The sequence below is a fragment of the Escherichia whittamii genome (assembly GCF_014836715.1).
GTDB lineage: Bacteria > Pseudomonadota > Gammaproteobacteria > Enterobacterales > Enterobacteriaceae > Escherichia > Escherichia whittamii.
The window spans coordinates 464305-480149 of the sequence record NZ_JACSQI010000001.1; the positions used below are offsets into that span (position 1 = coordinate 464305).

Annotated in this window: 10 protein-coding genes, 1 tRNA gene and 1 pseudogene; all 12 read left to right on the forward strand. The window is 48.0% G+C overall.

Features of this window, described 5'->3' with window-relative positions; all coding sequences use genetic code 11:
• Window positions 1-131: 131 nt before the first annotated feature.
• On the forward strand, window positions 132-1568 hold the full coding sequence (gene aspA / locus H9644_RS02140; protein WP_064525750.1) for an aspartate ammonia-lyase: 1437 nt from the start codon (window positions 132-134) through the stop codon (window positions 1566-1568).
• 117 nt (window positions 1569-1685) lie between these two features.
• Window positions 1686-2987 carry an anaerobic C4-dicarboxylate transporter DcuA gene (gene dcuA, locus H9644_RS02145; protein WP_064525748.1) on the forward strand — a complete coding sequence of 434 codons (1302 nt, stop codon included), beginning with the start codon at window positions 1686-1688 and terminating at the stop codon, window positions 2985-2987.
• A gap of 115 nt (window positions 2988-3102) precedes the next feature.
• On the forward strand, window positions 3103-3441 hold the full coding sequence (cutA, locus tag H9644_RS02150) for a divalent cation tolerance protein CutA (protein ID WP_064525746.1): 339 nt from the start codon (window positions 3103-3105) through the stop codon (window positions 3439-3441).
• A complete protein-coding gene (dsbD, locus tag H9644_RS02155) occupies window positions 3417-5114 on the forward strand; it encodes a protein-disulfide reductase DsbD (RefSeq protein ID WP_191772900.1) in 1698 nt (565 codons plus the stop codon). Before cutA ends, dsbD begins: the two co-directional genes overlap by 25 nt.
• A gap of 35 nt (window positions 5115-5149) precedes the next feature.
• On the forward strand, window positions 5150-5725 hold the full coding sequence (locus tag H9644_RS02160) for a transcriptional regulator (RefSeq protein ID WP_001188520.1): 576 nt from the start codon (window positions 5150-5152) through the stop codon (window positions 5723-5725).
• A 67-nt stretch (window positions 5726-5792) separates the two neighbouring features.
• Entirely contained in the window at window positions 5793-7808 is a 2016-nt protein-coding gene (locus tag H9644_RS02165) for a DUF1176 domain-containing protein (RefSeq protein ID WP_191772903.1), read from the forward strand.
• 115 nt (window positions 7809-7923) lie between these two features.
• Window positions 7924-7999, forward strand: a tRNA-Phe gene (locus tag H9644_RS02170).
• A 206-nt stretch (window positions 8000-8205) separates the two neighbouring features.
• A pseudogene (locus H9644_RS21475) lies at window positions 8206-8381 on the forward strand (tyrosine-type recombinase/integrase); the annotation flags it as partial.
• Between the two features lie 247 nt (window positions 8382-8628).
• Window positions 8629-10167: a lysine decarboxylation/transport transcriptional activator CadC gene (gene cadC, locus H9644_RS02175; protein ID WP_064525741.1), complete on the forward strand. Its 1539-nt coding sequence runs from the start codon at window positions 8629-8631 to the stop codon at window positions 10165-10167.
• A gap of 365 nt (window positions 10168-10532) precedes the next feature.
• Window positions 10533-11867: a cadaverine/lysine antiporter gene (gene cadB / locus H9644_RS02180; protein WP_191772912.1), complete on the forward strand. Its 1335-nt coding sequence runs from the start codon at window positions 10533-10535 to the stop codon at window positions 11865-11867.
• Between the two features lie 79 nt (window positions 11868-11946).
• Window positions 11947-14094: a lysine decarboxylase CadA gene (gene cadA, locus H9644_RS02185; RefSeq protein WP_064525737.1), complete on the forward strand. Its 2148-nt coding sequence runs from the start codon at window positions 11947-11949 to the stop codon at window positions 14092-14094.
• A 58-nt stretch (window positions 14095-14152) separates the two neighbouring features.
• Window positions 14153-15610 (forward strand): dipeptide/tripeptide permease DtpC, encoded by a 1458-nt coding sequence (dtpC, locus tag H9644_RS02190; RefSeq protein WP_064525734.1) that lies wholly within the window; start codon window positions 14153-14155, stop codon window positions 15608-15610.
• Window positions 15611-15845 lie beyond the last annotated feature (235 nt).

Sequence of the window (15845 nt, forward strand, 5' to 3'; positions counted from 1 at the left end):
ATCCTCAAGCAGCATATGATCCCGGTTATTCGACTGATGCAGGGGATAATCGTCGGTCGAAAAACATTCGAAACCACATATATTCTGTGTGTTTAAAGCAAATCATTGGCAGCTTGAAAAAGAAGGTTCACATGTCAAACAACATTCGTATCGAAGAAGATCTGTTGGGTACCAGGGAAGTTCCAGCTGATGCCTACTATGGTGTTCACACTCTGAGAGCGATTGAAAACTTCTATATCAGCAACAGCAAAATCAGCGATATTCCTGAATTTGTTCGCGGTATGGTAATGGTTAAAAAAGCCGCAGCTATGGCAAACAAAGAGCTGCAAACCATTCCTAAAAGTGTAGCGAATGCAATCATTGCCGCATGTGATGAAGTCCTGAACAACGGAAAATGCATGGATCAGTTCCCGGTAGACGTCTACCAGGGCGGCGCAGGTACTTCCGTAAACATGAACACCAACGAAGTGCTGGCCAATATCGGTCTGGAACTGATGGGTCACCAGAAAGGTGAATATCAGTACCTGAACCCGAACGACCACGTTAACAAATGTCAGTCCACTAACGACGCCTACCCGACCGGTTTCCGCATCGCGGTTTACTCTTCTCTGATTAAACTGGTAGATGCTATTAACCAACTGCGTGAAGGCTTTGAACGTAAAGCTGTCGAATTCCAGGACATCCTGAAAATGGGTCGTACCCAGCTGCAGGACGCAGTACCGATGACCCTCGGTCAGGAATTCCGCGCTTTCAGCATCCTGCTGAAAGAAGAAGTAAAAAACATCCAACGTACCGCTGAACTGCTGCTGGAAGTTAACCTCGGCGCAACGGCAATCGGTACTGGCCTGAACACGCCGAAAGAGTACTCTCCGCTGGCAGTGAAAAAACTGGCTGAAGTTACTGGCTTCCCATGCGTACCCGCTGAAGACCTGATCGAAGCGACCTCTGACTGCGGCGCTTACGTTATGGTTCATGGCGCGCTGAAACGCATGGCTGTGAAGATGTCCAAAATCTGTAACGACCTGCGCTTGCTCTCTTCTGGCCCACGTGCCGGCCTGAACGAGATCAACCTGCCGGAACTGCAGGCGGGCTCTTCCATCATGCCAGCTAAAGTAAACCCGGTTGTTCCGGAAGTGGTTAACCAGGTTTGCTTCAAAGTCATCGGTAACGACACCACTGTTACCATGGCAGCAGAAGCAGGTCAGCTGCAGCTGAACGTTATGGAGCCGGTCATTGGCCAGGCCATGTTTGAATCCGTTCACATTCTGACCAACGCTTGCTACAACCTGCTGGAAAAATGCGTTAACGGCATCACTGCTAACAAAGAAGTGTGCGAAGGTTACGTTTACAACTCTATCGGTATCGTCACTTACCTGAACCCATTCATCGGCCACCACAACGGTGACATCGTGGGTAAAATCTGTGCCGAAACCGGTAAGAGTGTACGTGAAGTCGTTCTGGAACGCGGTCTGTTGACTGAAGCAGAACTAGACGATATTTTCTCCGTACAGAATCTGATGCACCCGGCTTACAAAGCAAAACGCTATACTGATGAAAGCGAACAGTAATCGTACAGGGTAGTACAAATAAAAAAGGCACGTCAGACGACGTGCCTTTTTTCTTGTGAGTAGTAACTTAAAAATAACAACCTTATATCAACTTGTTAAAAAACAAGGAAGGCTAATATGCTAGTTGTAGAACTCATCATCGTTTTGCTGGCGATCTTCTTGGGCGCCAGACTGGGGGGAATCGGTATTGGTTTTGCAGGCGGATTGGGGGTGCTGGTTCTTGCCGCTATCGGCGTCAAGCCTGGTAACATCCCATTCGATGTCATTTCCATTATCATGGCGGTTATCGCCGCTATTTCTGCCATGCAGGTTGCTGGCGGCCTGGACTATCTGGTTCACCAGACAGAAAAGCTGCTGCGCCGTAACCCGAAATACATCACGATCCTTGCACCGATCGTGACCTATTTCCTGACCATCTTTGCGGGTACCGGCAACATCTCTCTGGCAACACTGCCAGTTATCGCTGAAGTTGCGAAGGAACAAGGCGTTAAGCCTTGCCGTCCACTATCAACGGCGGTAGTTTCCGCGCAGATTGCGATCACCGCATCGCCAATCTCTGCGGCGGTGGTTTACATGTCTTCCGTGATGGAAGGTCATGGCATCAGCTACCTGCATCTGCTCTCTGTGGTCATCCCGTCTACCCTGCTGGCAGTTCTGGTGATGTCCTTCCTGGTAACCATGCTCTTCAACTCCAAACTGTCTGACGATCCGATTTATCGCAAGCGTCTGGAAGAAGGTCTGGTTGAACTGCGCGGTGAGAAGCAGATTGAAATCAAACAAGGCGCGAAAGCATCCGTCTGGCTGTTCCTGCTGGGCGTAGTTGGCGTGGTTATCTATGCGATTATCAACAGCCCGAGCATGGGCTTGGTTGAAAAACCGCTGATGAACACGACTAACGCTATCCTGATTATCATGTTGAGCGTTGCAACCCTGACCACTGTTCTTTGCAAAGTGGACACCGACAACATCCTCAACTCCAGCACCTTCAAAGCAGGTATGAGCGCCTGTATTTGTATCCTGGGTGTTGCATGGCTGGGCGATACTTTCGTTTCCAACAACATCGACTGGATCAAAGATACCGCTGGTGAAGTCATTCAGGGTCATCCGTGGCTGCTGGCTGTTATCTTCTTCTTTGCTTCTGCTCTGCTGTACTCTCAGGCTGCAACTGCAAAAGCACTGATGCCGATGGCTCTGGCACTGAACGTTTCTCCGCTGACCGCTGTAGCTTCTTTCGCAGCCGTGTCTGGTCTGTTCATTCTGCCGACCTACCCGACGCTGGTTGCTGCGGTACAGATGGATGACACGGGTACCACTCGTATCGGTAAATTCGTCTTCAACCATCCGTTCTTCATCCCGGGTACTCTGGGTGTCGCCCTGGCCGTTTGCTTCGGCTTCTTGCTGGGCAGCGTGATGCTGTAATGACAAATCGCGGGGCATTCACGCCCCGCTTTCTTTCCCGCCGACTAACATCCTTTCCCCGTCCGTTGTATAGTGACCTCTCTCTTGCGGTTCCATCTGTTCTTGCGAGGTGTTTATGCTTGATGAAAAAAGTTCGAATACCGCGTCTGTCGTGGTGTTGTGCACCGCGCCGGATGAAGCAACGGCCCAGGAATTAGCCGCCAAAGTGTTGGCGGAAAAACTGGCGGCCTGCGCGACCTTGATTCCTGGCGCTACCTCTCTTTATTACTGGGAAGGTAAACTGGAACAAGAATACGAAGTGCAGATGATTTTAAAAACCACCGTATCTCACCAGCAAGCACTACTGGAATGCCTGAAGTCTCATCATCCGTATCAAACCCCGGAGCTTCTGGTTTTACCTGTTACACACGGAGACACAGATTACCTCTCATGGCTCAACGCATCTTTACGCTGATCCTGCTACTTTGCAGCACTTCCGTTTTCGCCGGATTATTCGACGCGCCAGGACGCTCACAATTTGTCCCCGCGGATCAAGCCTTTGCTTTTGATTTTCAGCAAAACCAACATGACCTTAATCTGAGCTGGCAGATTAAAGACGGTTACTATCTTTACCGTAAACAGATCCGCATTACGCCGGAACAAGCGAAAATTGCCGACGTGCAGCTGCCGCAAGGCGTCTGGCATGACGATGAGTTTTACGGCAAAAGCGAGATTTACCGCGAGCGGCTGACGCTTCCTGTGACCATCAACCAGGCAAGTGCTGGTGCGACATTAACTGTCACTTACCAGGGCTGTGCTGACGCCGGTTTTTGTTATCCACCAGAAACCAAAACCGTTCCGTTAAGCGAAGTGGTTACCAACAACGCGACGCCACAGCCTGCATCCGTTCCGCAGCAAGAGCAGCCCACCGCGCAATTGCCCTTTTCCGCGCTCTGGGCGTTGTTGATTGGTATCGGTATCGCCTTCACGCCATGCGTGCTGCCAATGTACCCACTAATTTCCGGTATCGTGCTGGGTGGTAAACAGCGGTTATCTACCGCCAGAGCATTGTTGCTGACCTTTATTTATGTGCAGGGGATGGCGCTCACCTACACGGCCCTGGGTCTGGTGGTTGCTGCCGCAGGATTACAGTTCCAGGCGGCGCTACAGCATCCTTACGTGCTTATCGGCCTCGCTATCGTCTTTACCTTGCTGGCGATGTCGATGTTTGGTCTATTCACCCTGCAACTTCCCTCATCACTGCAAACACGCCTCACGCTAATGAGCAATCGCCAGCAAGGTGGCTCGCCCGGCGGTGTGTTTGTTATGGGGGCGATTGCCGGGTTGATCTGTTCACCATGCACCACCGCGCCACTTAGCGCGATTCTGCTGTACATCGCCCAAAGCGGGAACATGTGGCTGGGCGGCGGCACGCTTTATCTCTATGCGCTGGGCATGGGCCTGCCGCTGATGCTAATTACCGTCTTTGGCAACCGTCTGCTGCCGAAAAGTGGCCCGTGGATGGAACAGGTCAAAACCGCGTTTGGTTTTGTGATCCTCGCGCTGCCGGTGTTCCTGCTGGAGCGAGTAATTGGTGATGTCTGGGGATTACGCTTGTGGTCGGCGCTTGGCGTCGCATTCTTTGGCTGGGCATTTATCACCAGCTTACAGGCCAAACGCGGCTGGATGCGCATTGTACAAATTATTTTGCTAGCAGCGGCGCTGGTTAGCGTGCGCCCATTACAGGATTGGGCATTTGGCGCCACTAACATCGCGCAAACTCAGGCGCATCTCAACTTTACGCAAATCAAAACGGTAGATGAATTAAATCAGGCACTCGCCGAAGCCAAAGGCAAACCGGTGATGTTAGATCTCTATGCCGACTGGTGCGTCGCCTGTAAAGAGTTTGAGAAATACACCTTCAGCGACCCGCAGGTGCAAAAAACGTTAGCAGACACGGTCTTACTTCAGGCCAACGTCACTGCCAACGACGCCCAGGATGTGGCGCTGTTAAAGCATCTTAATGTCCTTGGCCTACCGACAATTCTCTTTTTTGATGGACAAGGCCAGGAGCATCCACAAACGCGCGTCACGGGCTTTATGGATGCAGAAACCTTCAGCGCACATTTGCGCGATCGCCAACCGTGAACGACACTTCAGTGGGAAAGACGGAGGAAAATAGCGTGCAACGTGAAGATGTTCTGGGAGAAGCCCTGAAATTATTAGAATTACAAGGGATTGCCAACACCACGCTGGAGATGGTTGCTGAACGTGTGGATTATCCACTGGACGAACTGCGCCGCTTCTGGCCAGACAAAGAGGCAATCCTCTACGATGCGCTGCGCTATCTTAGCCAACAGATAGATGTCTGGCGTCGTCAGCTGATGCTGGACGAAACGCAAACCGCCGAACAAAAGCTGCTGGCGCGTTATCAGGCGTTATCAGAGTGCGTTAAAAACAACCGCTATCCAGGCTGTCTGTTTATCGCTGCCTGTACGTTTTATCCCGATCCTGGCCACCCTATTCATCAACTGGCCGATCAGCAAAAAAGCGCGGCCTACGATTTCACCCACGAACTGTTAACCACGCTGGAAGTTGACGATCCGGCGATGGTGGCAAAGCAGATGGAACTGGTGCTGGAAGGCTGTTTAAGCCGAATGCTGGTGAATCGTAGCCAGGCGGATGTCGACACCGCACACCGACTGGCGGAAGATATCCTGCGCTTCGCCCGCTGCCGCCAGGGCGGCGCACTGACGTAATTCGGATTTCTGGCTCTTTCGTATACGCATATAATTCCGCCAACACGGATATATAAAAGGGAATTATATGCGCCTGCTTCACCACGCCACACTTGCCGCTCTTTTTGTTATACCATTTTTTGCCAATGCCATAAGTGGCCTTACTTTCAGCCATAAAGACTGGGAACTCGCGTGCGATAACACCGGCACCTGCCGCGCAGCGGGCTATGGTGATAACGTCAGTACATTGCTGACGCGTCGTGCGGGTATATCCCCTGATACAAGAATAGAGGTAACTTTTTCCCAACGAGAACAAGGGCAATCCCCCATCTCCACTGCCGTGCTTTTTATTAATAATCAAAAACAAAGGCCGCTTATTCCTGTTTCTGATGGCTATTTTTTGCTGGGAAGTGACATCAGGTCTGACTTTATTCGGGCATTACAACAAAATGATGTGATTGAATTTGAAGCCGATGGCGAACGTAAAATACTCTCTCTGGCAGGATCTGATGCCGTACTGCTGAAAATGGATGCGTTCCAAAAACGTATCAATACCGCAAGCGCCCTGCTTAAGCCAGGACCTGACAATATTTTCGAAGCACTCCCCGAATCTCCCACACCGCTTATCGCGACACATCCCGTTATCTCATCGCCGAAAATGACACAATTAACGGAAATACAGCTTCAAAACATCCAGTCACAGCTTCAACTGCCACCAGAGATGAACTGTAGCGGGGCGGCGGAGGGAGAAAAAAAACGCTATTACGCCATTCCGGTTGATAAAAGTCATACGTTAATTCAAACAACGTGTTTCGATATCTCCCGTTACGCCATGTGGCTGACTAACTCCACACTAACAGCCTCTCCGCAGTTGATTACCAACGATGCAAGCGGCTATGAGGACGGAGAGATAAGAAAATTTGCCGAGCCGATACAAATCTGGCGCTGGACCGGGAAAAAGTTTGCTTTAACCGATGAATACCACAGCGGTGGTCGGGGAACTTTCTCTGTTAATGGAGTCTGGACGCTACCCACGTTCGTGAGCTATGTCCGCACGCAACAAGACATCGACAAAGATAATGCCGCGCTAAAGTCTCTTCTTGATGCCATCAATAAAGAAAAAGCGATTAACCCAGAACTGAATCTGAAGAAAGTTTCCGACCAGTTTCCATTAATGGGACAGGCTACGGATTTCTCAGTGCAAAGCATCGATGAACAAGGTAATCCATTACTCGATCAAAAACCCTCAGCCGAAATCAGTGACGATGAATGGCAGGCCTTTAAACAATCGTCTGTCGGAGGAGTTTCCGAAAATGGGCGAATCGACTATGTGTTGGTTGATTTAGATGGTGACGGAAAACGCGATCTCATTATTAACTGTTATGTTGGTGGTACGGGGCTTTTCAGCTACACGGGAGTACTAAAACGCGGAGATAAGACATTTTATGCGGTAAAGAGCACTGACGATGAAAACCTTGAGATAGCAGGTGCGTTGTTCTCGGAATCCGTACGTGGTGCTAACCAGTGGAGTCAGTGGGTTCGCATAAACAACCAGGTTTATGCGCTCTGGTATAACGGACAGTTTGGTGAAGATAACCTTTATTTACTGCGGCCTTTTATCAACACAGACAAAGTTCCTGTTGTGACTATTCGTTACCGCTATGCATTAGAAATAATGAAAGCCCACAGCAAAGAACTCCCGGCAATCAGTGGTAAAGACCGCAATGGGCTGTTGAAAGCTCTCGCCCGGATGCAGGACCATCTCATTAAAGATATGCCCTCAAATCAACCGCCTGCTGACATATGCCCAATTCCACCCAACACGTCTGCCACAGATGCTAATAACTACCGCTTCGGAGAGCCACTGCATTACGCCTTTGAAACGGTTGCCGTCATTCCCGTCTGGTTGAATAACAAATGCTACCTGGGTACTGTTGCCAGCCATCACGGTTATTACCAAAATGGTGTAGGTGCAGAAATAATTATCACATCCCCGAGACAAAAAGACGGTTTTATACCAGGCTATTCGCTTACAGGTAAACGGCATGTCACCGCAATCCAAAGCGGCTGGAAACCGCGGGAAGGTGATATGGGAGTGATGTAATTTTCCGCAGTAATGGTCCAGAACTGCGCAAATTGCCGCAAAGATAAGCAACCAGACAGCAAAACGTGAAATTGAGTTGACGAGATGTGCAGATTACGGTTTAATGCGCCCCGTTGCCCGGATAGCTCAGTCGGTAGAGCAGGGGATTGAAAATCCCCGTGTCCTTGGTTCGATTCCGAGTCCGGGCACCAAATTTATATAAGCGGACCTCCACGGAGGTCCGTTTTTCGTTTCAGAACGCCAGGATTTAAGCGTTCTGCCTCCAAACCATTACTACCAAACTCAACCAAATTCTCCCCACATCACCAGCATTTTGCGGATATATCCCAGTTCGAGAGAATTTCTCCCTATGCTATGGCAGCTATGGCACTGACTGACGCGAAATGTCGTGCGCCCCCGTGATGCTGTTGAACGTCACATGACGTCATCATGAGCGTAACGGTGTCGTTGCCGATGACATCCATAAAGCACAACATCAGGCAGAACGCCGTCTGATGAGATTTTCTGAATGAGAACAAAGAGAAATGCATCAGTCCGCTTGATCATGCAAAGACTAACAATCCATTAAAATAGTTAGCGTTCCGGGAATTATTTTCTGAATGTTTTTCTTTGGCAAAGATGATGAATTTTAATGGTAAGGCAAATTACTTCTGCTTTTCATTAAAGTCCTTTTGTAATGCCATGTAATCAAGAAGTTTATGGTTGGTAAAAATAACGTCCTATATTCACTGATAATATGTAAACACATTCATCTATAGATGGTAAAAATAGGTTATGGCAATTATCATTGCACCATTCCCTTTTCGAATGAGTTTCTATTATGCAACAACCTGTAGTTCGCGTTGGCGAATGGCTTGTGACTCCTTCCATAAATCAAATCAGTCGCAATGGGCGTCAACTTACCCTTGAGCCGAGATTAATCGACCTTCTGGTTTTCTTTGCTCAACACAGTGGCGAAGTACTTAGCAGGGATGAACTTATCGATAATGTCTGGAAGAGAAGTATTGTCACCAATCATGTTGTGACGCAGAGTATCTCAGAACTACGTAAGTCATTAAAAGATAATGATGAAGATAGTCCTGTTTATATCGCTACTGTACCAAAGCGCGGTTATAAATTAATGGTGCCGGTTATCTGGTACAGCGAAGAGGAGGGAGAAGAAATAATGCTGTCTTCGCCTCCCCCTATACCAGAGGCGATTCCTGACACAGATTCCCCCTCCCACAGCCTTAACATTCAAAACACCGCTACGCCACCTGAACAATCCCCAGTTAGAAGCAAACGATTCACTACATTTTGGGTATGGTTTTTTTTCCTGTTGTCGCTAGGTATCTGTGTAGCACTGGTGGCGTTTTCCAGTCTTGAAACGCGTCTTCCTATGAGCAAATCGCGTATTTTGCTCAATCCACGCGATATTGACATTAACATGGTGAATAAGAGTTGTAACAGCTGGACTTCCCCGAATCAGCTCTCTTACGCGATAGGTGTGGGCGATTTGGTAGCCACGTCACTTAATACCTTCTCCACCTTTATGGTGCATGACAAAATCAACTACAACATTGATGAACCGAGCAGTTCCGGTAAAACATTATCTCTTGCGTTTGTTAATCAGCGCCAATACCGCGCTCAACAGTGCTTTATGTCGGTGAAACTGGTAGACAATGCAGATGGTTCAACCATGTTGGATAAACGTTATGTCATCACTAACGGTAATCAGTTGGCGATTCAAAATGATTTACTGGAGAGTTTGTCAAAGGCGTTAAATCAACCGTGGCCACAACGAATGCAGGAGATGCTCCAACAAATTTTGCCTCCTCGTGGTGCGTTATTAACTAATTTTTATCAGGCACATGATTATTTAATGCGTGGCGATGATAAATCATTGAACCGTGCCAGTGAGTTATTAGGTGAGATTGTTCAATCATCTCCCGAATTTACCTACGCGAGAGCAGAGAAAGCATTAGTTGATATAGTACGTCATTCTCAGCATCCTTTAGATGAAAAACAATTAGCAGCACTGAACACAGAAATTGATAACATTGCTACACTGCCAGGAATGAATAATCTGGCCATTTTCTATCAAATAAAAGCAGTTAGTGCTCTGTCAAAAGGGAAAACAGACGAATCTTATCAGGCGATAAATACTGGCATTGATCTTGAAATGTCCTGGCTAAATTATGTGTTGCTTGGCAAAGTTTATGAAATGAAGGGGATGAACCGAGAAGCTGCTGATGCATATCTCACCGCCTTTAATTTACGCCCAGGAGCAGACACTCTTTACTGGATTGAAAATGGCATATTCCAGACTTCTGTTTCTTATGTTGTCCCTTATCTCGACAAATTTCTTGCTTCAGAATAAGAAAATCCTGGGTTGATTCATTCACGGGAATTCTGAGTGTTGAGTTTTTGTATATTTTTATTGGTATAATATGTTGCAGCAATTTATTTGCTGCATAATTTTTATCACATTAACTTAACCATCAACTTTCTCGCAACTCATTGTAAACATTGAATGTTTATCTTTTCATGATATCAACCTGCGATCCTCATGTGTTAATAAAAAACCTCAAGTTCTCACTTACAGAAACTTTTGTGTTATTTCACCTAATCTTTAGGATTAATCCCTTTTTCGTGAGTAATCTTATCGCCAGTTTGGTCTGGTCAGTAAATAGTTATACATCATGACCCGGACTCCAAATTCTAAAATGAAATTAGGAGAAGAGCATGAGTTCTGCCAAGAAGATCGGGCTATTTGCCTGTACCGGTGTTGTTGCCGGTAATATGATGGGGAGCGGTATTGCATTATTACCTGCGAACCTTGCAAGTATCGGTGGTATTGCTATCTGGGGTTGGATCATCTCTATTATTGGTGCAATGTCGCTGGCTTACGTATATGCCCGACTGGCAACAAAAAACCCGCAACAAGGTGGCCCAATTGCTTATGCTGGAGAAATTTCCCCTGCATTTGGTTTTCAGACAGGTGTTCTTTATTACCATGCTAACTGGATTGGTAACCTGGCGATTGGTATTACCGCTGTATCTTATCTTTCCACCTTCTTCCCGGTATTAAATGATCCTGTTCCGGCAGGTATCGCCTGTATTGCTATCGTCTGGGTATTTACCTTTGTAAATATGCTCGGCGGTACCTGGGTGAGCCGTTTAACCACTATTGGTCTGGTGCTGGTTCTTATTCCTGTGGTTATGACTGCTATTGTTGGCTGGCATTGGTTTGATGCTGCTACTTATGCAGCTAACTGGAATACTGCGGGTACCACTGATGGTCATGCGATCATTAAAAGTATTCTGCTCTGCCTGTGGGCCTTCGTGGGTGTGGAATCCGCAGCTGTAAGTACTGGTATGGTTAAAAACCCGAAACGTACCGTTCCACTGGCAACCATGCTGGGTACTGGTTTAGCAGGTATTGTTTACATTGCTGCGACTCAGGTGCTTTCCGGTATGTATCCGTCTTCTGTAATGGCAGCTTCCGGTGCTCCGTTTGCAATCAGTGCTTCTACTATCCTGGGTAACTGGGCTGCGCCGCTGGTTTCTGCATTCACCGCCTTTGCGTGCCTGACTTCTCTGGGCTCCTGGATGATGCTGGTAGGCCAGGCAGGTGTACGTGCCGCTAACGACGGTAACTTCCCGAAAGTTTATGGTGAAGTCGATAGCAACGGTATTCCGAAAAAAGGTCTGCTGCTGGCTGCAGTGAAAATGACTGCTCTGATGATCCTCATCACTCTGATGAACTCTGCCGGTGGTAAAGCATCTGACCTGTTCGGTGAACTGACCGGTATCGCAGTACTGCTGACTATGCTGCCGTACTTCTACTCTTGCGTTGACCTGATTCGTTTTGAAGGCGTTAACATCCGCAACTTTGTCAGCCTGATCTGCTCTGTACTGGGTTGCGTGTTCTGCTTCATCGCTCTGATGGGCGCAAGCTCCTTCGAGCTGGCAGGCACCTTCATCGTCAGCCTGATTATCCTGATGTTCTACGCTCGCAAAATGCACGAGCGCCAGAGCAACTCAATGGATAACCACACAGCGTCTAACGCACATTAATTAAAAGTATTTTCCGAGGCTCCTCCTTTCATTTTGTCCCATGTGTTGGGAGGGGCCTTTTTTACCTGGAGATATGACTATGAACGTTATTGCAATATTGAATCACATGGGGGTTTATTTTAAAGAAGAACCCATCCGTGAACTTCATCGCGCGCTTGAACGTCTGAACTTCCAGATTGTTTACCCGAACGACCGTGACGACTTATTAAAACTGATCGAAAACAATGCGCGTCTGTGCGGTGTTATTTTTGACTGGGATAAATATAATCTCGAGTTGTGCGAAGAAATTAGCAAAATGAACGAGAACCTGCCGTTGTACGCGTTCGCTAATACTTATTCCACACTCGATGTAAGCCTGAACGATCTGCGTTTACAGATTAGCTTCTTTGAATATGCGCTGGGTGCTGCTGATGATATTGCTAACAAGATCAAGCAGACCACTGACGAATATATCAACACTATTCTGCCTCCGCTGACCAAAGCACTGTTTAAATATGTTCGTGAAGGTAAATATACTTTCTGTACTCCTGGTCACATGGGCGGTACCGCATTCCAGAAAAGCCCGGTAGGTAGCCTGTTCTATGATTTCTTTGGTCCGAACACCATGAAATCTGATATTTCCATTTCAGTATCTGAACTGGGTTCCCTGCTGGATCACAGCGGTCCACACAAAGAAGCAGAACAGTATATCGCTCGCGTCTTTAACGCAGACCGCAGCTACATGGTGACCAACGGTACTTCCACTGCGAACAAGATTGTTGGTATGTACTCTGCTCCGGCAGGCAGCACTATCCTGATTGACCGTAACTGCCACAAATCGCTGACCCATCTGATGATGATGAGCGATGTTACGCCAATCTATTTCCGCCCGACCCGTAACGCTTACGGTATTCTTGGTGGTATCCCACAGAGTGAATTCCAGCACGCAACCATTGCTAAACGCGTTAAAGAAACACCAAACGCAACCTGGCCGGTACATGCCGTAATTACCAACTCTACCTATGATGGTCTGCTGTACAACACCGACTTCATTAAGAAAACGCTGGATGTGAAATCCATCCACTTTGACTCCGCGTGGGTGCCTTACACCAACTTCTCACCGATTTACGAAGGTAAATGCGGTATGAGCGGTGGCCGTGTAGAAGGGAAAGTGATTTACGAAACCCAGTCCACTCACAAACTGCTGGCGGCGTTCTCTCAGGCTTCCATGATCCACGTTAAAGGTGACGTAAACGAAGAAACCTTTAACGAAGCCTACATGATGCACACCACCACTTCTCCGCACTACGGTATCGTGGCGTCCACTGAAACCGCTGCGGCGATGATGAAAGGTAATGCCGGTAAACGTCTGATCGACGGTTCCATTGAACGTGCGATCAAGTTCCGTAAAGAGATCAAACGTCTGAGAACGGAATCTGATGGCTGGTTCTTTGATGTATGGCAGCCGGATCATATCGATACTACTGAATGCTGGCCGCTGCGTTCTGACAGCACCTGGCACGGCTTCAAAAACATCGATAACGAGCACATGTATCTTGACCCGATCAAAGTCACTCTGCTGACTCCGGGGATGGAAAAAGACGGCACCATGAGCGACTTCGGTATTCCGGCCAGCATCGTGGCGAAATACCTCGACGAACATGGCATCGTTGTTGAGAAAACCGGTCCGTATAACCTGCTGTTCCTGTTCAGCATCGGTATCGATAAGACCAAAGCACTGAGCCTGCTGCGTGCTCTGACTGACTTCAAACGTGCGTTCGACCTGAACCTGCGTGTGAAAAACATGCTGCCGTCTCTGTATCGTGAAGACCCTGAATTCTATGAAAACATGCGTATTCAGGAACTGGCTCAGAATATCCACAAACTGATTGTTCACCACAATCTGCCGGATCTGATGTATCGCGCATTTGAAGTCCTGCCGACTATGGTAATGACTCCGTATGCTGCGTTCCAGAAAGAGCTGCACGGTATGACCGAAGAAGTTTACATCGACGAAATGGTAGGTCGTATTAACGCCAATATGATCCTTCCGTATCCGCCGGGAGTTCCTCTGGTAATGCCGGGTGAAATGATCACCGAAGAAAGCCGCCCTGTTCTGGAGTTCCTGCAGATGCTGTGTGAAATCGGCGCTCACTATCCGGGCTTTGAAACCGATATTCACGGTGCATACCGTCAGGCTGATGGCCGCTATACCGTTAAGGTATTGAAAGAAGAAAGCAAAAAATAATTAGCTCGTACAAGGGAAGTGGCTTGCCACTTCCCTTTTTTGCTCATAAGGAGGACACATGAAAACACCCTCACAGCCGCGCGCGATATACTATATCGTGGCGATCCAGATCTGGGAGTACTTCAGTTTTTACGGCATGCGTGCCTTACTCATTCTCTATCTCACCCATCAGCTTGGTTTTGATGATAACCATGCCATCAGCCTGTTCAGCGCATATGCTTCTCTGGTTTACGTTACCCCTATTCTCGGCGGCTGGCTTGCCGACCGCCTGCTCGGCAACCGCACTGCAGTGATTGCCGGCGCGCTGTTAATGACCCTTGGTCATGTGGTGCTGGGCATTGATACAAATTCAACCTTTAGCCTGTATCTGGCGCTGGCAATCATTATTTGTGGCTACGGTTTATTCAAATCAAACATCAGCTGTTTACTTGGCGAGCTCTACGACGAGAACGATCATCGACGTGATGGCGGTTTTTCGCTGCTGTATGCCGCGGGCAATATCGGTTCTATCGCAGCCCCCATCGCCTGCGGCCTGGCTGCACAGTGGTATGGATGGCATGTTGGCTTTGCCCTTGCGGGTGGCGGCATGTTTATCGGCTTGTTGATTTTCTTAAGTGGTCATCGTCATTTCCAGTCCACGCGTAGTATGGATAAAAAAGCGCTCACTAATGTGAAGTTTGCCTTACCGGTATGGGGCTGGTTGGTGGTGATGCTCTGTTTAGCTCCAGTATTTTTTACCCTGTTGCTGGAGAACAACTGGTCCGGATATTTGCTGGCGATCGTTTGCCTTATTGCTGCACAAATCATTGCCCGCATGATGATCAAATTCCCCGAACACCGTCGTGCTCTTTGGCAAATTGTATTGCTGATGTTTGTCGGGACGTTGTTCTGGGTACTGGCACAACAGGGCGGCAGTACCATCAGCTTGTTTATCGATCGCTTTGTGAATCGTCAGGCATTCAATATTGAAGTACCTACTGCGCTATTCCAGTCGGTGAATGCAATTGCGGTGATGCTCGCTGGGGTTGTACTTGCCTGGCTGGCATCGCCAGATAACCACGGCAACTCAACGTTACGTGTCTGGCTGAAGTTTGCCTTTGGCTTACTGTTGATGGCTTGTGGCTTTATGTTACTGGCATTTGATGCCCGACATGCAGCGGCTGGCGGCCAGGCGTCAATGGGCGTGATGATATCCGGGCTGGCGCTAATGGGCTTTGCCGAACTCTTTATTGACCCAGTGGCGATTGCGCAAATCACGCGTCTGAAAATGTCTGGCGTATTAACCGGTATTTATATGCTGGCAACAGGCGCGGTCGCCAACTGGCTGGCGGGCGTAGTGGCACAACAGACGACAGAGTCGCAAATTAGCGGTATGGCAATTGCAGCTTACCAGCGATTCTTTTCTCAGATGGGAGAGTGGACGTTGGCTTGTGTCGCGATCATCGTGGTATTGGCCTTTGCTACCCGATTTCTGTTTAGCACGCCGACTAATATGATACAGGAGAGTAACGATTAACCATTGCAAAAACAATCAGTTATGAATTTATTGATTTTCAGTTTATCACACTAGTAAATACATGTTTACAAGTCATTTAAACCACATTAATGATTATTTATTAGTGATATCAACTTGAGATGAGCGTTGGTTAAGATAAGATGAACTGAGTTACAAAGAGTCGAGGCAGATAATACAGTGTACCGATCTGCCTCTTTATCTACGCTAAATTGAAAGCTGGATTTAGAGGAACCAA